Source organism: Paenibacillus sp. CF095 (genome assembly GCF_900101225.1).
Classification (GTDB): domain Bacteria; phylum Bacillota; class Bacilli; order Paenibacillales; family Paenibacillaceae; genus Paenibacillus.
Genome location: NZ_FMZN01000001.1, coordinates 20,707 through 39,713, shown reverse-complemented (window position 1 = coordinate 39,713; position 19,007 = coordinate 20,707). Strand labels below are relative to the sequence as shown.

Genomic DNA, 19,007 nt, shown 5'->3' with positions numbered 1-19,007 from the left:
ATGAACGTCATGCCTTTTGTTGTATAGCAAACTTTATCTAGCCAAGCTCTGGCCAACCCTGAATGGTTACCGGCTCGCCTTCGGGATTATGTGTTGCAGCCGCATAGATCGGCAGTTCACCATCATGGAACAACCACAATTCGTGTAAGGCCCGTGTACAACCAACGTACAACAGCTTTGCATCACCTGCATTCGGCAGATAATGCTTCTGGTCTACGTCTGCCACAATAACAGCATCAAACTCCAACCCTTTGGACAGATAGACAGGCAAAACGGAGTGCCCACCTGTGTACTGCTTTTTGCCACCATCAATCAGGTTTAAATCCCAGCCCGCGGCCTGAAGTTCACCGTGAAGTTCCTCTGCTTCATGCAGTGTACGGGTCAGGATGGAGACGGTTCGGTAGTCTTTGACCGTTAACACCTTCAAAGCCTGCTCCAGACTCGCCGTCCGCCCTTCTCCTCCATAAGCCAACGTCCGAACCGGATCACCACTCCGGAAAACAGGAATCGCCGTAATCCCGCTCTTGACGCCACGTTCCAGAATTGTATTGGCATAATCGATAATTTCCATCGTTGAACGATAACTTCGGGTCAATGCAAAGTATGCATTCTGTTCCTCAGGAAATAGAGAACTCATCTCTTCCCACGCATGAACACCACGGTACTCATGAATGCCTTGAGACAAGTCGCCCAGTATGGTGAAGGAATGCCCTTTGACGAACTGATCCAATAACGCCACATGAAAAGGAGAAAAGTCCTGTGCTTCATCAATCACGACATGATCGAACCGCTCCGAACCCTCAATATCATGGACCAATGTATGAATGTATACCAATGCAGGCAGATCCTCTTCACGGACGATATCCTGCTTCAGATCTGCTGCCGTTTGTTTCATGACTAGTTTTGGAATAAGCCCGCTGAGCGAGGCTGGCACAGAGCCACCCTTTGCAGCTTTGAACAGCTGTTTGTATAACGTAAGCGGCTCGTATTGAGGCCATTTTTTGGCATAGGCTTTCTCACGAGTAGACGCTTTTTTCTTGCGTTCTTTGCGCACAGCTTCTGGCATCGGTTTCTTAAGTTCCATCTCAATCCAGCGATGAACTCGCGCCATGACCCGTTCTTTGCGTTTGGCCAGCGGATAATGTTTGTATTCCTCACCGAACCAGTTCTCGATCTCCGTCTTGCTGAGCACCTTACCATCCCATGGACTGAAGTCCATATCCGGTACGGAATCCGCTTCCATCCCCGAGAGCCACTCTCGAATAAGCTCCATGAAACGGATCGATCCTTTGTAACGTCCAGGTACATCATCATTCAACTCAGGTCGTGCATCAGGTGTTTCAAACCATGTGTTCAATGTATCCGACGTATTCGCCAAAGGCATTTCCAGCCCCAGCAGATTCATCGCCCAATCCGGGAATGTCCGCTGCTGAATATCCCCTACTCCGAGTTCCGGAAGCACATCCGAGATGTAATCCAGGAACATGTGGTTGGGCGCAAAAATAACCATTTTTTCCGCAGATACCTGCTCCTTGTACTGATACAGCAAAAAGGCAAGCCGATGCAGGGCAACCGTTGTTTTCCCGGATCCAGCTACACCCTGAATGATCAATGCGGTGTTTCTCGCCGCACGAATGATCAGATCCTGCTCCGCCTGAATCGTCGATACGATGTCACGGAGTTTGTTATCCTTGTTCTCTCCCAGACGATAAACGAGGAATTCATCAGATACCGCTGGCTGGTCGCTGTCACGGTTATATGTATCCGCCACACGTTCCAATATCCGCTGCCGAATGACAACGTTTCGTTTCAGGTACACCAGACCTTCAATAAGCCCTTCCGGGGCTTCATACGTAGCGGAGGCTTCGCCTCCGGTAAATGAGTAAAACAGGCTGGCGACAGGAGCACGCCAATCGATGACGAGCGGATGCTCTCCCACCTCTTCGCGGTCTACGCCGATTTTGCCAATATACAGCGGTTTCCGTGCACCACTGCCCTGTTCTTCGAAATCCAAGCGTCCGAAATAGGGTTGCTGCGCGCTCTTGGATAAGGCGGTGCGGCGCTCTTCGCGTCCAGCTTCCAGCACTTGTTCTGTGAAGTCGTGGCCGGTATACACCGGAATGTTCTGCAGTCGTTCCAGCTGACTGTCCACTTCCTCCATCGTTCGCTCTAACCTGTACTCTTCTTCTTGATAGGCACTTTGAAAGCTGTCTGACATGTTTCAGTTACCTCCTAAGAATATGTTTTGCTCTGCATCACCTAGATCTGGAAATACAAAAGGATACTTACTATATCACATAGGGCAATTGAAAGCCACATCCGTTTTGTTGGCTTACTTTTGTAAGACATGAGCTCATCTGAATTGATAATTAATGATGGCACTTACAAGCGCACAACAACCAAACAAAATAAACCACCAGGCCCACTTGTTTCTGGCCTGCCTGCGCCTGCCGTTCAATGCGCCGTAAATCCCAATTAGCAGTACGATGGAGGAAAAGCTAATTCCTACGATCCAACCAGCCATGATATCTGCCCCCTTTGTTTTCAGTACACGATCGGTGTCTCATTTCCTGGATTTCAGATGAAAAGCTCCTCCTCGAATATCCACTTGGAATTCACTTTTTCCACTTTTGTGTATTAGATTATTGCTGTCCCCATGAAGGGGAGTCAGATCAAATTCACTTTTTAATGCTCCTGATCTTTCTTTAAGTATAATTTGGAAACCTTCGTTATCTGGGATGGAAACCACTGCCTTTGCCCCTGTGGATACGGAATGTAATTTCTCTGGCATCTTGAGACAGTCCATATTTAATTTTCTGCCTATTGTGGTAATTTGCAAGTGACTAAACTCCCCCGAAATGTCGATCTTGGCTGAATGGGATTGAAGATTGAATTTATCTGCACTAAGGTGCTGCCCTTTCACTACGGATGCCAATGCGCACAGTTCAAGCTCATCCATCCTCCCTGATAGATCTACACGACCTGAGGTGACCTTACATTGACAGCGAGTGGCCAGAAGCCGATTCAACCGGAGGTGTCCTCCTGTCGAGATCAGCGAAATACTGTTAAAAACCCGAGCTGGTACATGAATCTTCAATGCTGTTCTACCTACATTTAACCCGATGAGTCCTCCCCTTTTTCTCCCGTCCACAATGCTTAAGGTATCCCCTCGTATGTTAACTTGCATCAGCCTTCGCTTGGAAAACCACGCATCCGCATATTGCATAACGTGAATGTGTTCATCCACACTCGGAAGAACTCTGATATCTCCTGACAACCAATTTAACTGTATATCATGAATGGGTTGATCAATGTCTATGCTCTTGCATATGGCAGGCTCACTACTTTTCAACATCTTCTCCCTCTCCATTTCAAACAATCAGGTATATGTTTGTTCCGCCTCCGCATAGCCTCCTGTGCTGGCATGGCGATTCGTAATTCGCTGAATGAGCTGTTCGCTAACGATATCTGCTCCCAAGAGCTTCATCATGTGTTGCAAAAACTTAAGCCTTTCCAATGTCTGCTCCTGATCTCTGCCAAATAGAAGAGGGTTGATCCAGATGTTGACGAGCAGCATGAAGATTTCAGCACACTCCAGCGGATATTCGACTGAAATGGACCCATCTTCCTTGCCTTGCTCCATAATGTCGGCAATAATTTGAGCATCCTTCAGAATACCTTTTCTTATGCCGCCAAGAACAAACTGCGGATTCTTGATCTGAGTGCTAAGAATCTGATCAATTGAGTTGGACTGAATTCCAGGATCAACGATAACATTTTCCAAAATACTGATGAGCTTCTGTCTGGCATTTGGAGCATGCGTGTTCTGGATGAGTTCCATAAACATGTCTTCTGCCCGCCCAAGCTCCTTCTCCATCACTGCACTAAGGATATCCTCCTTGGATTTGAAATGATGATATATTGCACCTTTGGACATACCTAATTCATCTATAATGTCTTGAATACTGGTCTTTTCATATCCCTTTTCGGTAAACATTTGAGTTGAGACTGTCAGAATCAGGTCCAGTGTCTGCTCAGGGTATTTATTTCTGGCCATAAGTCCCTCCTTATACATACCAACGGTCGGTATCTATAATATAGAGTATGTTGGTCTTATTGTAAATATTATGAATTTATAGAACTAGAAAAAGGATCCCCGTTAAATACCTCATGGGTATAACGGAGACCCTGCATTAATGAGAATTACTCTTCGTTTTGTACCGTAGCTGCATTTCCTTCCTGTGCCACAAACTGTTTTTGAGCTAATTCACGGTATACCGGATGATTGCTAATTAATTCCTTATGAGTTCCTGTTCCGGTAACATGTCCATGCTCCAATACAACAATCTGATCGGAGTCCACTACTGTGGACAACCGATGTGCTATCACAATCGTGGTTCTGCCTTCCATCAGGTTGGACAAAGCCTGTTGTACTTCATATTCCGAGGTACTGTCCAAACTGGATGTGGCTTCATCCAACATAAGAATATCCGGACTGCGCAGTAAGGCACGAGCAATAGCAATCCGCTGACGTTGGCCCCCGGATAACTTAATTCCTCTCTCGCCCACTTCCGTGTCATAACCCTGTGGCAGCTTGTCGATAAAGTCGGCAGAATAGGCCATCTCAGCAGCTCGCCGGATCTCATCCATCGTGGCCTCACGATCCAATCCGTACGTGATGTTGTCTTTGATCGTGCCCGCCATAAGTGGACTTTCCTGAGATACATACCCAATCTTGCTACGCCAGGAGGCCAAAGAATAATCTGTTATGGCTTGTCCCCCATACGAAATGTGGCCTGAATCGGGCATATAAAACTGCTCCATCAAAGAAAACAGTGTTGATTTACCGCTACCGCTTGGACCCACAATGGCTGTCACCTTGCGCGTGGGAACCGTCAGATTGATCCCGTGCAGCACTTCCTCACCTGTGACATAGGAAAAGTGCACATCATGGAATGTAATCGTCTCATTTCCTTTTGGCGCTACCTTGGTGCTGTCATGTGGCTCTTCCTCATCGGCAAGGATCGCTTGTATGCGCTCCGTTGCACCTACAACTTTTTGCAAACGGGAGTATAACGTCGTGAATTGTCCCATTGGCATAATGACCTGGAACAACAGCAAAATGAACGCAACCAGTTCACCAGGCGACAACAGTCCAGACGCTACACGCATTCCCCCCACACCCAGAATAACGACCAACACGGCAGTCATGACAAATGTAAACAAGGGACCGATCAGAGCGAGGATGCGTGCTTCCTGCAAGCCAAAAGCAAACATTTTACGAATCCGGGAATCTCCTGCTTCTGATTCCTGTTTCTCTGTTCCGTAGGCCTTCACCAAGCGGATCTCACCGATAACCTGACTAAGTACAGACGTAAGACCTGCCATCTCGTCCTGTTGTTTCTTGGAGATCTTGTACATCTTCTTACCCACCGGCAACAGGATCAACAGCGTAAGTGGCACCAGACTCAGAATAATGAGCGACATCACCCAGTCCAAATAGAACAGTAACGCCACGCCACCCACAACGGCAACGATGTTTGACACAAAAGAAACCAGATAATCCGCGATCAACGTCATGATCTGGCTTGTATCATTCGTAATTCGGCTCATGGTATCGCCAGTGCGGTTGCGATCGAAATACGGCATTCGCAGCGACAATACCTTGTTCCACAGCTTCGTGCGAAGCGTTGCGACCACACGTTGTCCTGCGTAATTTAACATATAAATGCTGATACCTGAGGCAATCGCCTGAATCACAAATGCCCCAAGCAATAACAAAATAACAGATTTGTTCAGTGCCGAAGTGGTAAGTCCATCAATCAGACCTTTGGTCATCAGTGGCACAATTAGTCCGGCCGTCGTTTGAATCAGGGTTAAAATGAGGGCCAGAATCAGGATCAATTTTGGCGGGTTCGTGGAAGCGATAAGCTTGACGAAATCCTTAAATCCCTTTTTTCCTACCTTCGGTTCATTCTGCCCTGCTTGTTGCTGCTCTTCCATTCCCGTTCCTCCCGTTCTCCATCTGCTCACCAGAGATCATACGTATGGACTTACACGACGTTGCCTTTTCTTATTACAAAACTCCATGCAACACAAAATTGGCTAAAAAGAGGATCGAAATGCCATACATGACCACAGGCACCTGTTTACCTTGACCTGCTGCCAGCTTCGCTAATGGATAGGCAATAAACCCAAACGCCATACCGTCCACAATGCTATATGTAAATGGAATCATGACCATGATTAGAAATGCTGGGAATGCCTCTGTGAAGTCACCAAAATCCATATCTTTCACACCTTGCACCATCAGGCCACCAATAATGATCAAAATGGGAGCAATGGCACTGTCCGGAATGTAACCGAGTAGCGGGATGAAGAAGAAAGTAGCCCCGAATAACACAGCTGTAACGAGTGGAGTCAAACCTGTGCGTCCACCTGCGGCAATTCCGGCTGTAGTCTCTGCTGCGGCAACTGGAGGACTGCTTCCGAATACACCTGCCAACACGGTGCTAATGGATAGGGCGCGCAGACTTCCTTTGAACCGCTCTGGACGACCAATCATCTGTGTCTGAGCGGTAATTAATCCGATATTTTCGAACACCACAATTAGCAGTAGCAAAAATACTGCGATCCAGAAGGCGACATCAGCCAGCTTCATCAAAGACAATTCGCCAAACAACCCACCGTATTGACGCAGCGCATCCATCGCTGATACGGATTCCCCCGGGTTCACTGCTCCAAGTACATAGGCAAGACCTGTCCCGACCAGAATACTGATCAGAAGTCCACCCTGTACGTTCCGTATAAATAAAATCAAGGCAAGCACCAGCGTAACGCAGGCTGTAATGACATTTGGATCATTGAAATGCCCAATCGCAACAAACGTGGTCTGGTGTGCGATAACGATTCCACTTTTTTGCAAACCGATAAATGTCAGAAACAAACCTATCCCGACCGTAATGCCATGCTGCAAATTTTTTGGAATTGCTTCGCTGATCATTTTGTATAGTGACGTAAACGCAACAATGGCAAACAGTATACCTGTAACGGTTACAACGGCCAGTGCTTCTTGCCAGCTTAATTTCATGGAATGTACGAGTGTATACGTAAAAAATGCATTAATCCCCATTCCGGGTACCACGATAATCGGTGATTTTCCGCCAAATGCCATGAGCAAACAGCCTGCAATAGATGTCAGCAAGGTTCCAACCATAGCTGCCTGCAATGGCATTCCGGCATCGGAAAGAATTGTAGCATTGACCATAACGATATAGACCACGGCAAAATAGGAAATGGCTCCCGCCACAACTTCCTTTTTCCACTGGTCTCCTGGTTCCATGCCAAGACGTTTGGTCATCCATCCGTGTTTCATTTCGTTTTATTCCCCTCTCTCTATATAGGCTGAATAACTGAGTATTTACACTCCACCACTACGCGGACAGAACAACCTTCCGATCGCTGTTATCCCCAGATTTTTTTGCATTTCCTTCTCCAAAGGGAAAATCCGGTGATAGCGTATGCTTCCGATGTAGCTTTCTTTCAGAAAGCTTTTAGGCGAACGCTCTGCTTCTTCAGGTTTCTTCTGTCCTCTTCGTTCTTGTGTAAATCTTATTCAGCTTATATGGCCGCAAAATCTTTATGTATGTATCATCATTTCGCGCAGCAGTGAATATCATACACGGTTTTGACTTTGAAGTACATGACGTAACTCTGACATTTGTCCGGGTATGCAGTTCGTCTATCATAGACGATTGACGTCCCATCCGCTCCGTCTTGCGAAGTATGATCACACCAAAAAGCGCAGATGCCTTATCAGCATCCACGCTTCTTCAGTTGGCAGCAAGTTACTGCTGCTTGTTCTCTGCAATTTCTAACAAATCCTTAATCGCAACACTGACCATAATCAGTCCGGCTACCGGAGGTACAAATGAGTTACTCGCAGGTGGCTGTTTAGCCTTGCGAATTTCCGGAGCATTCTCGGGAACGATTTTTTGTGTTACGTCCTCACGCGGTTTCATCGGCTTTTCAGTCGAGAAGACCACTTTCACACCTTTTTTGATGCCGTCTTTACGAAGTGTGGTACGCACAACACGGGCAATCGGGTCCATGGTCGTTTTCGAAATATCCGCAACCTGGAATTTCGTAGGGTCCATTTTATTCGCCGCACCCATGCTGGAAATCATCGGTATTTTACGTTTCAGGCACTCTTTAATGAGATGGATTTTGTAGATAATCGTGTCGGATGCATCCAGCACATAATCCAGTTCATATTTGAACAATTCCTCATACGTTTCTTCCGTGTAAAACATATTTAATGCAATTGCATCACATTCCGGATTGATCAGTTTCACACGTTCCACCATCAGGTCCGCTTTTTTCTGTCCCACTGTCGTGGTCAGCGCATGAATCTGGCGGTTTATGTTAGTGATGTCCACTACGTCTTTATCAATCAGGATGATGCGCCCAACGCCGCTACGGGCAAGAGCTTCTACAGCAATACCACCTACGCCGCCAATACCAAGCACAGCGACTGTACTATTCTTCAATGCGTCCAGACCTTCAGGTCCGATCGCAAGTTCTGTTCTTGAAAATTGATGGAGCATTGAGAATCGATGCCTCCTTTATTTCTTTTCCGCTACCGGTTTACGGGCTACGCGGATATGAAGTTGTTCCAATTGCGAGTCATCCACTTCGGAAGGTGCATTCATGAGCAGATCCGTTGCACTTGCCGTTTTCGGGAAAGCAATCGTTTCACGCAGATTCGTGCGGCCCGCCAGCAACATCACGAGGCGGTCCAGACCAAAGGCAATACCACCATGCGGTGGAGTTCCATATTCGAATGCTTCCAACAGATAGCCGAATTTCTCATTCGCTACTTCTGGTGAGAGTCCAAGGGCAGCAAACATTTTCTCCTGAACATCACGTTTGTAGATACGCATCGAACCGCCACCTACTTCATAACCATTGAGAACAAGGTCATAGGCTTGAGCGCGGATTGCACCCGGATCAGTGTCGAAGAGATGTACATCTTCATCTTTTGGACGTGTGAACGGATGGTGTTCTGCCACATAACGTTTCGCATCTTCATCATATCCGAGGAGTGGGAAGTCCACAACCCAAGCAAATTTAAATTTGCTGTCATCGATCAATCCAAGTTGACGGCCGATTTTCAGACGCAATGCGCCCAGAACGTCAGCAACCACTTTTTTCGTGTCTGCGGAGAAGAGCAACAAGTCGCCATCCTCAGCACCTGTACGTTCTTTGACAGCTTCGATTTCTTCAGGCGTGAAGAACTTCACGATTGGCCCTTTGAACTCGCCGTCTTTCACTTGAATCCAAGCCAGACCTTTCGCACCGTAACGTGCAGCAAATGGTCCAAGATCATCGATCTCTTTACGGCTCCATGTGCCACAGCCTTTAGCGTTCAGCACTTTCACTTCTCCACCTTTTTCGATGACAGAAGCAAATACTTTTACACCACTGTTTGCTACGATATCGTTCATTTCAACCAGTTCCATACCAAAGCGCAGATCTGGTTTGTCTGAACCGTATTTACCCATTGCATCTGCATACGTAATCCGTTGGAAAGGCAGTTCCAGCTCAATGCCTTTGGTTTCACGCAGCAATTTGGCCATCAGTTCTTCCATCATTGGCAGCAGGTCATCCTGTTGTAGGAAAGAAGTCTCGATGTCGACTTGAGTGAATTCTGGTTGACGGTCTGCACGCAGATCCTCATCCCGGAAACAACGAGCGATCTGATAATAACGCTCAAGTCCGCCGACCATCAGCAATTGTTTGTAAATTTGTGGGGATTGCGGCAGGGCGAAGAATTCACCTTCATGCACACGGCTTGGTACGAGATAATCACGCGCACCTTCCGGGGAGCTCTTAGTCAGGATCGGTGTTTCCACTTCAACGAACTCTTCTCCATCCAGGTAGTCACGGAACACTTTGGATGCTTTGGAACGCAGTTTCAGTGTTTCGAACATTTCCGGCCGACGCAGGTCCAGGTAACGATATTTCAAACGAAGGGATTCATCAACTTCGACACCATCTTCAATGAAGAATGGAGGTGTTTTTGCCGCGTTCAGCACTTCGATTTCAGTGATTTGAACTTCAATCTCGCCAGTAGGCAGGTTTTTATTAACTGTTTCTGCATCACGTTTAACAACTTTACCTGTTACAGCGATAACATACTCGCTACGTACGCGATCTGCGATTTGCAGAGCTTCACCGGAATAAGCCGGGTTAAAGACAACTTGTACAATCCCGCTGCGGTCACGCAGATCGATGAAGAGTACGCCCCCCAAGTCACGACGGGTCTGAACCCAACCGTTCAATGTTACTGTTTCACCGATGTGTGCGGGTGTTAATGCGCCGCAATGATGACTTCTTTTCATAACCAAACTCCTCATTATGTGAATTTCCGTTCTGTATGGGCAGTTAGTACCTGCTCTTCAACAGTCCGGTTACGTGTAGACCATGTATTCGAAAAGGCATGTTACCTCAGGCTCGCCAACTTCCGGTTAATTGGAATCGTCGGTGAACCTCAGTAATTTTGCCGGATCAATTGTTTTACTTGAATGTTTAAGACTTAAGGTAACAATTGGTGCTTATTTACCTTCGCGAATTGCTGTTACCAGATCATCAAGCTTCACGGTTTGTTGCTCACCCGTATCCATCGACTTGAGGGCGATCTCACCACGCTCCAGCTCGTCATCACCAAGGATGGCAGTATAGCGGGATTTGAAACGGTCAGCTGATTTCATCTGTGCTTTCATCTTGCGGCCCAGATAATCACGTTCCCCAGACAGTCCAGACTGACGAAGTTTGAACAACAGTCGGTTTACTTCACGATCAGCAGCCTCTCCCAGAGCAACAAAGTACACATCAAGTGGAGCCAGCGTAGTAACCTCAATATTTTGGTGCTCCAGAATCAGTTGAATACGCTCCAGACCAATACCGAAGCCGATGCCCGGCTGATCAGGTCCGCCGATATCACCAACAAGACCATTGTATCGACCACCGCCACCAACCGTATCAATCGCTCCAATACCTTGGGCTTTTAATTCAAACGCAGTCAGCGTGTAATAATCCAAACCCCGTACCAGACGATTGTTCACAGCATAATCCACTCCGAAATCATCCAGGTATGCCTGCAGCTTGGCAAAGTGATTCAAAGACTCTTCATCCAAGCTATCCAGTATGGACGGTGCCCCAACGAATTTTTCCTGATCGACTTTGCAGTCGAGCACACGCAGCGGATTACGCTCCATCCGGGACTGACAGTCCTTGCACAGGCTGTCTTTCATCGGTCTAAGGAATCCAAGTAACGTCTCACGATATTCTGCACGGCTGGTCGAGTTACCAACAGAGTTGATCTCCACTTTGACATCCTTCAAACCGAGCTCTACACACAACTGGTAGCCCAGTGCAATTACTTCGGCATCAATCGCCGGGTCCAGCGCACCGATGGCTTCTACACCAAACTGGTGGAACTGACGCTGACGGCCCGCCTGCGGACGCTCGTACCGGAACATCGGACCGATATAATACAGCTTGCTCACATCCGGTTCGCCGTAGATTTTATTCTCTACATACGCCCGGACAACCCCCGCTGTTCCCTCCGGACGAAGGGTCATGCTGCGATTGCCTTTGTCATCAAAGGTATACATTTCTTTCTCAACGATATCGGTAGTCTCTCCTACACCGCGTACAAATAAAGAAGTCTGTTCGAAGATCGGTGTACGAATCTCACGGTAATTAAACCGTCGACACAGATCTCGTGCTTTTTCTTCTACGTACTGCCATTTCTCGACAACTCCAGGCAGTAAGTCCTGCGTTCCAGTCGGTTTTTGAAAAGCCATCTTGATCCCTCCAGCATTGATTTTTTCCTCTAAAAGTTAAAAAATTCTAAACGTGATCACTGCGCGGGCAGAACAACCTTACAATCGCTGTTATCCCCAGATTTTTTTAATTTTCATTTTAAATGTGGAAATCCGGTGATAAAGGCGAACGCTTCGCTTTTACAGGTTTTTTCTGCCCTCTCCGTTTTCGTGTATTTCTTTTAAATCAACTTATATAACAAAAAAATCCCTCGCCCTGTCGCTGTGTATACAGCAAACAAGGGACGAGAGATTGTGTAATATACATTCACCCGTGGTACCACCCACATTCCGGAAACCTGACACTTTAGCCGTTCAGGTGATCTCTGGTGATTCAGGATTGCCTAGGGCACCCTGATCAAGCAGATATTCCGCTCTACGTGTAACGCACGTCCTGCGCAGGCCGGCTACTGGTCAACAGATCATTTCTGGTGTGTTCGCCGTCTGTTCTCGGGGAAGTCATTCGTCCGCTCATCAAGAGAATCCTTACAGCCTTGGGATTCCTCTCTGGTCATGTGGGCACGGAGTACTTGGTCCCGTCATCAAATCAGTAATATAGTTTAAAAATCGACTTGTATTGACTATAGTCAACGTATTATTTTCTGATTGTAATGAACCGCAGTGCTAAAGTCAAGGGTTAACACAAAAAGATAGCTCTAAAAAATTTGCTCACACGCTGCACCGGATGGGGGAGTCACAGAAATCACGGATAATAGAAGCTGGATTCATCTATGAATTCCAACTTCTATTCGCTTCTTATTCCTCTATTGTTTCAGCATCCACTTCAACAGATCCGGCGCGCTCGCCCATAAACGGGAATGCATAATGACATATGCAATCGCTTCGTCTGAGTCGCCCATTCCGACAAAGTCAGGGAGGTTATGCGGCAGCCGTTTCAAACCCAACAGGTAATCAGGCACATGTTTGTTCACACCTCGGGCCACACGGTATAGCATTTTAAGCTGGGAGGTGATTCCGTTTTTCTTATACTCCAGAATGATCTGGTCATAGGCAAAGGCCGTTGCAGCGTCACCTTTTCCATACTCCTCCAGCAATTGCTCTGCCTGATCCAATTGGTTGCTGTACAAATACACAGCAGCGAGCAGGTAACGTGCTCCGGTATTATCTTCCGTATTAAGCTCTAGAATATGCTCCAGGATTTGTGCCGCTTCTTTGGCATCTCCACCAAACCAACAGGATTCGGCGTAGCTTTTGCATATCCGGATATAGGGACGAGACTCATGAAGCCCCCAGAAGTCCCCTTTGTTCTCTTCAAAGAAAAGTTCGCCCAGTTCACGTTTGCCAGCAGCGATTCCTTCCTTGAGGTAAGATCGTGCATCACTCTCATTGTCGGATTCCTCAGCCAAAATGAGATACGCATCAGAACTGTCAGGATACATCTCCAGCGCTGTTTCCGCCAGCTGTACTCTCCGTTTGGAAGAACTGGCTTCCCTCGCCTTATCCAGCAGAGCCTGTGCTTTGTCTTTCGATGTGCCTGGGCCGTTCAGCATCAATAGCTCATCCGTTTCACCGCCCATGCCGTATTCTTCGATGTAACTATTCATCTCCTTAACCTTCCGGGAGATCGTGCCTGTCGTTACCTCATATTTATCAGCCAGCTCAGCCTTTGAGACATTGAAGCCGTATTCCTCGGACAGCAAATACTCAATTGCAGCAGAGAACGAGCCTGTCTTCTTCACAGTAGGGCGGGTCTGACGGGAGTAGCCGTTCCATAACACCAGAGCTTCCAAAATTACCTCTGGCTCGTATTGTTTCCTCATGTTCTCAATAGTCTGCAGGGCCAGCTGTTCGTGAGCCGGATGCTCCCATTTCAAATCGCTTGCCACCATTTTTTTCAGCTTGGTCAAGGTCAGTTTGCTCTCAGGCTGAATGGAGGCTTCCCGAACCGGTTGCTCCGTTGATATTATCCCCAGTATGGATTCTACTGCAGAGGACTCCTTGTTCAGACAACATTTCTTATATTTTTTCCCACTACCGCATGGGCATAAATCATTTCTTCCAACCTTACTCAAAACTAATTCCCCCTTAAATCTGTCTCTAGCCATTCGCATGAGAACTCTGTTGCTTTAGCATTGTAGGTGTCATTTCTCAAACGAGGCATTCTATATAACTTTCAAATTCCATCGATCAAGCAGAAACGGCTGCCCCGTACTTATATAAAAAGGCGGGGCCGTTTCAGCGAGTATATGTTCATCTGGAATATGACGGATCACTCTGGCGATGAATTCCTCATACTCTTTGTCATAGGATTGGATTCGCCTGAACCCAATCGCTGGAGCTAGATTTACCGTCCAATGTAGCCCAACTATGAAAACAATTCGCTGTAGAATATATAAACCCATCTCTCTATTCTAGCAAAAATTGAATAAAGGGGTAAGCTCTGCCCAAAACATACACATTCTCAGTTCAAAAAAAATAGCCTGCACACGGTGTGCAGGCTCAAAGGATATATAAAAAAAGGGGGTCATGTGTGTTATTATAAGCCCACTATGTTAAAGGCTTATGTAACTAATATTACAGTAATATTACAAAAATGATAGCGCTTTATAATTGTGTTTTTTAATATATTTATAATTGAAAAACCCTTGCACATTACCCGACTCTGTAGTCAAGCAGTGCAAGGGCCAAGAAGTATCTACACGTTAGTTCAACTCTTCCACATAGGCATGGTTGGAACGAAGCTTATGAACAATCTCGTCATAATCCTCATCCCTTACTTTGGCAGACAGAACATAATGCAGATCATCATAATCGGCCGAAGACACATCCGCAGCATTCAGCATGTCTCCATCCTCATTCACTCTGTCACGAGTATCCCGTTCTGCATCACGATCCACATTGGCTACCACGGGGATCACATTTTCACTGGCTGGAACGCCTGGGGCTGCACCTACACCCATTGCTCCGTTAGTGCCTACGCCACCCGCCGTATTATATGGCACCAGTGGTACCATAACACGCGTGTCTCTACCTACCGCACTATCGAGTTGACCTACTTCCAAATGCTCTGTACGGAACGTCTGAAGTGAAGTTCTTGCTCCCTCTGCCTCGTCTTCGGTTCGAAAATACGCCTGAATATGTTTTGTCATGTCAAACCCTCCTTTTTCGGAATGAAATGCAACGTGAAGTTTCGTAACCCCACGATGTAACGTAGTTAAGATACATCAATATATGTCAGTTGCACTAGCTGAAGTTATATAACTTTTAGCAGTTCACGTACAAACGCTGGCTCATCTTCAGGCGTACGGGATGTAATATAGTTTCCATCCACAACCGCCTCATGATCCTTGAACTCTGCTCCTGCGTTTACCATGTCATCCTTAAGTGGTGGATAGGATGTAATGGTGCGGCCTTTCAACAGACCGGCACTAGCCAAAATTTGCGGACCATGGCAGATCGCTGCGATTGGTTTCTTCGCACTGTTGATCTCGGTGACAAACTTCAAGATGTGCGCATCACTTCGCAAATTCTCAGGGGATGATCCACCTGGAATCACGACTGCATCATAATCTGAAGCGGATGCCTCAGCGATTGCCTTATCTGTAGTGTAGGAGGCCTTTCCTCCTTTACCTTTAAGGGTCTCACCGGCTTTTAACCCGATAATCTCCACTTTATGTCCAGCTTTTTTTACTTCGTCATACGGAACCTGCATCTCCGAATCTTCAAAGTCATTCGCCAATAAAAAAGCAACTTTACTCATAACGTATGTTCTCCTTTCCGTGTTCGAACTTTCTTTATAAAATCGGGTCTTGCAGTACATTGGCACTCCGTTGTGCCTCGTTTTGTTATTACCCTCACCAGAGCAATTTATAACAATTTGATGTAATTTCATTTTGTAACGAAGTCGTCAAACAAATACTTAAAAAGTTCTACTCACGAAAAAAAGTCCTGATTCGGGAAGGAATCAGGACTTTTCAGAATCTGGATAATCCAAATATCGGATATTTATATACCTGTGTAAACATTCAAGATCGCGGAAGATGACTCTGCTTCCCTTTGTCCGAATCCTGAAGTGCCCAGATCGTTGCAACATAATCAGCAGCCGAACGGGCAAGGTGCAATGATTCATACAGGTTGCCAGGGAGTAACAAAGGTTCTGAACGGGTACGTGTTTCTTTCGCAGATTGGCGCATAATTGGATGGATACTCCTTTGATCATGAAATAGTCATCAACGAATTATCCCTTATTATGGCCTGAACCCCATGAAATTATGCACGTGGTTCCTGACGAACCGGACTTTCAAGCATCAAAGTCACGGGTCCCCAGTTGGTAAATGTTACATCCATCATCGCTCCGAAACGCCCGGTTTCAACCTGAATACCTTTATTCCGTAGTAGTTGATTAAACGTTTCATATAACCGTTCCGCCGCTTCAGGTCGGGCCGCAGCCGCAAAGCTCGGACGCTTTCCTTTGCGACAATCTCCGTACAGGGTGAACTGGGAAACAGACAATACAGCACCGCCTACATCAAGCAGGCTGAGATTCATCTTCTCCTGATCATCCTCAAATATCCGCAACCCACTAACTTTGTCAGCCAGATACTGGGCATCCTTCTCGGTGTCCTCATGGGTAATGCCTACGAGCAGCATTAATCCGGATTCGATCTTACCTGTCAGCTCGTCTCCCACGGTCACCTGAGCCTCTTTACAGCGTTGTACAAGCACCCTCATCTTACAGGCTCCTTACTGCATAATCCGATGCACCGAGTAGACATCTTTCACCCGTTTGATCCGTTCTACAACGGATTGCAGATGATCCGTATTACGAATCAGTATTGTGACGTGCACCAATGCTAATTTATTTTTGTCTGTCCGTCCTGTAACGGCAGATATATTGGTTTTACTTTCGGATACAGCCTGAAGTACCTCGTTGAGCAAGCCATTCCGATCATGACCTGTAATCTCAATATCCACACTGTAACTCGCTTCGATATTCTCTTCCCACTCGACCTCAATCACACGTGCTGCTTCTTCTCCGTCTGCACTTGTCGGGATATTTGGACAGTCACTACGGTGAACGGAAACGCCGCGTCCGCGTGTAACATATCCGATAATGTCATCCCCAGGTACAGGATTACAGCATCGTGCGAAACGAACAAGCAGATTATCGATGCCTTTGACACGAATACCGTTGGTTGGTCGATTTCTCCGCTCAGGTGCAGGTTTCAGCTCGCGCATCTCGGAATTTAATTCCAACAAACTGGACTCTTCCTGCTCTTTACGCAGTTTTTCGGTTGCTTTGGTTACAATCTGTGCAGCAGTAATCCCACCGAATCCAACAGCCGCAAGCATGTCATCAATATCGTTAAACGCATATTTTTTGGCAGCTTCCATCAACTTGTCATCCGTCATCCACGCAGAAGGATCAAGCCCCATGCGTTTCAGTTCACGCTCACAGCTCTCTCGACCTTTTTCAACGTTTTCTTCACGGCGTTCCTTCTTGAACCATTGCTTGATCTTCGCACGTGCATGAGAAGATTTCGCAATCTTCAACCAGTCCTGGCTCGGTCCGTAAGAATGTTTGGACGTCAAAATTTCGATGATATCGCCTGTCTTCAGATGGTAATCGAGCGGAACAATTCGACCGTTCACTTTGGCTCCAATGGTGCGATTACCTACCTCCGTATGGATTCGATAAGCAAAATCCAAAGGAACAGATCCAATTGGCAATTCGATGACTTCTCCTTTTGGCGTAAATACAAATACCAGATCGGAGAAGAAATCCATTTTGAGTGACTCGACGAATTCCGAAGCATCCTGTGCTTCGTTTTGAAGTTCAAGAATTTCACGGAAGAACGTAATCTTATCTTCAAAATGATTTCCGTTCGCAGCGCCTTCTTTGTAGGCCCAGTGGGCAGCAATACCAAATTCAGCAGTCCGGTGCATATCCCATGTCCGGATCTGTACTTCCGTTGGTTCGCCATTGGGACCAACTACCGTTGTATGGAGCGATTGATACATATTCGCCTTCGGCATCGCAATGTAGTCTTTAAAGCGTCCAGGCATCGGTTTCCATAACGTGTGTATAATTCCCAAGGTAGCATAACAATCCTTGATATTATCCACAATAATACGAATGGCAAGCAGATCGTAAATTTCGTTAAACTGCTTGTTTTTGGTGGTCATTTTCTTGAACACGCTGTAGATATGTTTCGGGCGGCCCGAAAGGTCTGCCTGAATTCCCATCTCATCGAGTTTGTTCGTAATCCCATCCATAACCGTATCAATATATTGCTCACGTTCCGCACGCTTTTTGTGCATCAGGTTTGCAATTCGATAGTACTGCTGCGGATTCAAATAACGGAGGGCGATGTCCTCCATTTCCCATTTGATCGCAGAGATACCCAAACGGTTCGCAATCGGACAGAAAATTTCCAGCGTCTCATATGAGATCCGGCGCTGGCTTTCTTCCGACTGAAACTTGAGTGTCCGCATATTATGCAGACGGTCAGCCAATTTAATCACGATGACACGGATGTCCTGCGCCATGGCGATGAACATTTTGCGGTAGTTCTCGTTCTGCTGTTCTTCCTTGGAGCGAAACTGAATACGTTCCAGCTTCGTCAAGCCGTCAACAAGCATGGCACACGTATTGCCGAAATGATTGCGGATCTCTTCAAGTGAGACCGTAGTATCCTCTACTACATCATGAAGAAGCGCTGCTATGATGGAGATGGTGTCCATCTGCATGTTCACAACAATGTCGGCAACCGCAAGCGGATGCAGAATATACGGTTCTCCCGATTTTCGCGTCTGTCCATGGTGGGCCTGATCAGCAAATTCGTAAGCTTCTCGTATGCGCACCAGATCGGGTTCTTTGATATATGCCCCGGCCTTCTCGAGTAATTGCTCTATGCCCATTCTGATCTGTTCCGTGTCCTTTCTATACCAAATGGAACCCGTGACAGTGCTGCAACACAGGTTCCCCGTAAAAGTAATTTCCTATAATTATGACGCTTCGCCCGTTTCCCGTCAACTGCTGACGAATAAGAGCGCTTATCCAATTTTTATATTCGTGATCTGAATTACTTCTAACCCATTTCCCTATGACTCACAGGGGATTGAATGTATTTCTTATTTCTTATGTATTATTGCCGT

15 protein-coding genes are annotated in these 19,007 nt (G+C 46.6%); all 15 read right to left on the bottom strand.

The genetic code is table 11. The features are described 5' to 3' along the window. Positions 1 to 37: 37 nt before the first annotated feature. The 15 genes from BLS69_RS00210 to BLS69_RS00145 all read right to left on the bottom strand — a co-directional run bounded on the left by BLS69_RS00210 (position 38) and on the right by BLS69_RS00145 (position 18,770). On the bottom strand, positions 38 to 2,218 hold the full coding sequence (locus BLS69_RS00210) for a HelD family protein (RefSeq protein WP_091027654.1): 2,181 nt from the start codon (positions 2,216 to 2,218) through the stop codon (positions 38 to 40). Between the two features lie 135 nt (positions 2,219 to 2,353). Next, the gene (locus tag BLS69_RS32020) at positions 2,354 to 2,524 is read right to left on the bottom strand and encodes a hypothetical protein (protein ID WP_176872515.1); all 171 of its coding nucleotides are present in this window, start codon (positions 2,522 to 2,524) and stop codon (positions 2,354 to 2,356) included. A 39-nt stretch (positions 2,525 to 2,563) separates the two neighbouring features. Then, positions 2,564 to 3,355 carry a DUF4097 family beta strand repeat-containing protein gene (locus BLS69_RS00205; protein ID WP_176872513.1) on the bottom strand — a complete coding sequence of 264 codons (792 nt, stop codon included), beginning with the start codon at positions 3,353 to 3,355 and terminating at the stop codon, positions 2,564 to 2,566. Positions 3,356 to 3,379: 24 nt separating this feature from the next. Further along, entirely contained in the window at positions 3,380 to 4,057 is a 678-nt protein-coding gene (locus BLS69_RS00200) for a TetR/AcrR family transcriptional regulator (protein ID WP_091027651.1), read from the bottom strand. A 146-nt stretch (positions 4,058 to 4,203) separates the two neighbouring features. After that, on the bottom strand, positions 4,204 to 6,003 hold the full coding sequence (locus BLS69_RS00195) for an ABC transporter ATP-binding protein (RefSeq protein WP_091027649.1): 1,800 nt from the start codon (positions 6,001 to 6,003) through the stop codon (positions 4,204 to 4,206). A gap of 73 nt (positions 6,004 to 6,076) precedes the next feature. Further along, complete coding sequence (locus BLS69_RS00190) at positions 6,077 to 7,375, bottom strand: NCS2 family permease (protein WP_091027647.1); 1,299 nt, start codon at positions 7,373 to 7,375, stop codon at positions 6,077 to 6,079. Between the two features lie 472 nt (positions 7,376 to 7,847). After that, positions 7,848 to 8,606, bottom strand: coding sequence for a tRNA threonylcarbamoyladenosine dehydratase (locus BLS69_RS00185; protein WP_091020457.1), 759 nt, complete (start codon positions 8,604 to 8,606; stop codon positions 7,848 to 7,850). Positions 8,607 to 8,624: 18 nt separating this feature from the next. Then, complete coding sequence (aspS, locus tag BLS69_RS00180) at positions 8,625 to 10,403, bottom strand: aspartate--tRNA ligase (protein WP_091027644.1); 1,779 nt, start codon at positions 10,401 to 10,403, stop codon at positions 8,625 to 8,627. A gap of 213 nt (positions 10,404 to 10,616) precedes the next feature. Then, complete coding sequence (gene hisS / locus BLS69_RS00175) at positions 10,617 to 11,870, bottom strand: histidine--tRNA ligase (protein ID WP_091027641.1); 1,254 nt, start codon at positions 11,868 to 11,870, stop codon at positions 10,617 to 10,619. A gap of 782 nt (positions 11,871 to 12,652) precedes the next feature. Beyond that, positions 12,653 to 13,921: an SEC-C metal-binding domain-containing protein gene (locus tag BLS69_RS00170; protein ID WP_091027638.1), complete on the bottom strand. Its 1,269-nt coding sequence runs from the start codon at positions 13,919 to 13,921 to the stop codon at positions 12,653 to 12,655. Positions 13,922 to 14,551: 630 nt separating this feature from the next. Next, positions 14,552 to 14,998: a hypothetical protein gene (locus BLS69_RS00160; protein ID WP_091027632.1), complete on the bottom strand. Its 447-nt coding sequence runs from the start codon at positions 14,996 to 14,998 to the stop codon at positions 14,552 to 14,554. A gap of 104 nt (positions 14,999 to 15,102) precedes the next feature. Further along, positions 15,103 to 15,609 (bottom strand): type 1 glutamine amidotransferase domain-containing protein, encoded by a 507-nt coding sequence (locus tag BLS69_RS00155; protein ID WP_091027629.1) that lies wholly within the window; start codon positions 15,607 to 15,609, stop codon positions 15,103 to 15,105. 265 nt (positions 15,610 to 15,874) lie between these two features. Then, on the bottom strand, positions 15,875 to 16,042 hold the full coding sequence (locus BLS69_RS32015; RefSeq protein ID WP_165980258.1) for a hypothetical protein: 168 nt from the start codon (positions 16,040 to 16,042) through the stop codon (positions 15,875 to 15,877). A 76-nt stretch (positions 16,043 to 16,118) separates the two neighbouring features. Further along, on the bottom strand, positions 16,119 to 16,580 hold the full coding sequence (gene dtd, locus BLS69_RS00150) for a D-aminoacyl-tRNA deacylase (protein WP_091027626.1): 462 nt from the start codon (positions 16,578 to 16,580) through the stop codon (positions 16,119 to 16,121). A 12-nt stretch (positions 16,581 to 16,592) separates the two neighbouring features. After that, positions 16,593 to 18,770, bottom strand: coding sequence for a RelA/SpoT family protein (locus BLS69_RS00145; protein WP_091027624.1), 2,178 nt, complete (start codon positions 18,768 to 18,770; stop codon positions 16,593 to 16,595). Positions 18,771 to 19,007 lie beyond the last annotated feature (237 nt).

Coding starts and splice junctions, on each gene's coding strand:
- BLS69_RS00210 (WP_091027654.1), bottom strand. CDS start 2,218: ATGTCAGACAGCTTTCAAAGTGCCTATCAAGAAGAAGAGTACAGGTTA.
- BLS69_RS32020 (WP_176872515.1), bottom strand. CDS start 2,524: ATGGCTGGTTGGATCGTAGGAATTAGCTTTTCCTCCATCGTACTGCTA.
- BLS69_RS00205 (WP_176872513.1), bottom strand. CDS start 3,355: ATGTTGAAAAGTAGTGAGCCTGCCATATGCAAGAGCATAGACATTGAT.
- BLS69_RS00200 (WP_091027651.1), bottom strand. CDS start 4,057: ATGGCCAGAAATAAATACCCTGAGCAGACACTGGACCTGATTCTGACA.
- BLS69_RS00195 (WP_091027649.1), bottom strand. CDS start 6,003: ATGGAAGAGCAGCAACAAGCAGGGCAGAATGAACCGAAGGTAGGAAAA.
- BLS69_RS00190 (WP_091027647.1), bottom strand. CDS start 7,375: ATGAAACACGGATGGATGACCAAACGTCTTGGCATGGAACCAGGAGAC.
- BLS69_RS00185 (WP_091020457.1), bottom strand. CDS start 8,606: ATGCTCCATCAATTTTCAAGAACAGAACTTGCGATCGGACCTGAAGGT.
- aspS (WP_091027644.1), bottom strand. CDS start 10,403: ATGAAAAGAAGTCATCATTGCGGCGCATTAACACCCGCACACATCGGT.
- hisS (WP_091027641.1), bottom strand. CDS start 11,870: ATGGCTTTTCAAAAACCGACTGGAACGCAGGACTTACTGCCTGGAGTT.
- BLS69_RS00160 (WP_091027632.1), bottom strand. CDS start 14,998: ATGACAAAACATATTCAGGCGTATTTTCGAACCGAAGACGAGGCAGAG.
- BLS69_RS00155 (WP_091027629.1), bottom strand. CDS start 15,609: ATGAGTAAAGTTGCTTTTTTATTGGCGAATGACTTTGAAGATTCGGAG.
- BLS69_RS32015 (WP_165980258.1), bottom strand. CDS start 16,042: ATGCGCCAATCTGCGAAAGAAACACGTACCCGTTCAGAACCTTTGTTA.
- dtd (WP_091027626.1), bottom strand. CDS start 16,580: ATGAGGGTGCTTGTACAACGCTGTAAAGAGGCTCAGGTGACCGTGGGA.
- BLS69_RS00145 (WP_091027624.1), bottom strand. CDS start 18,770: ATGGGCATAGAGCAATTACTCGAGAAGGCCGGGGCATATATCAAAGAA.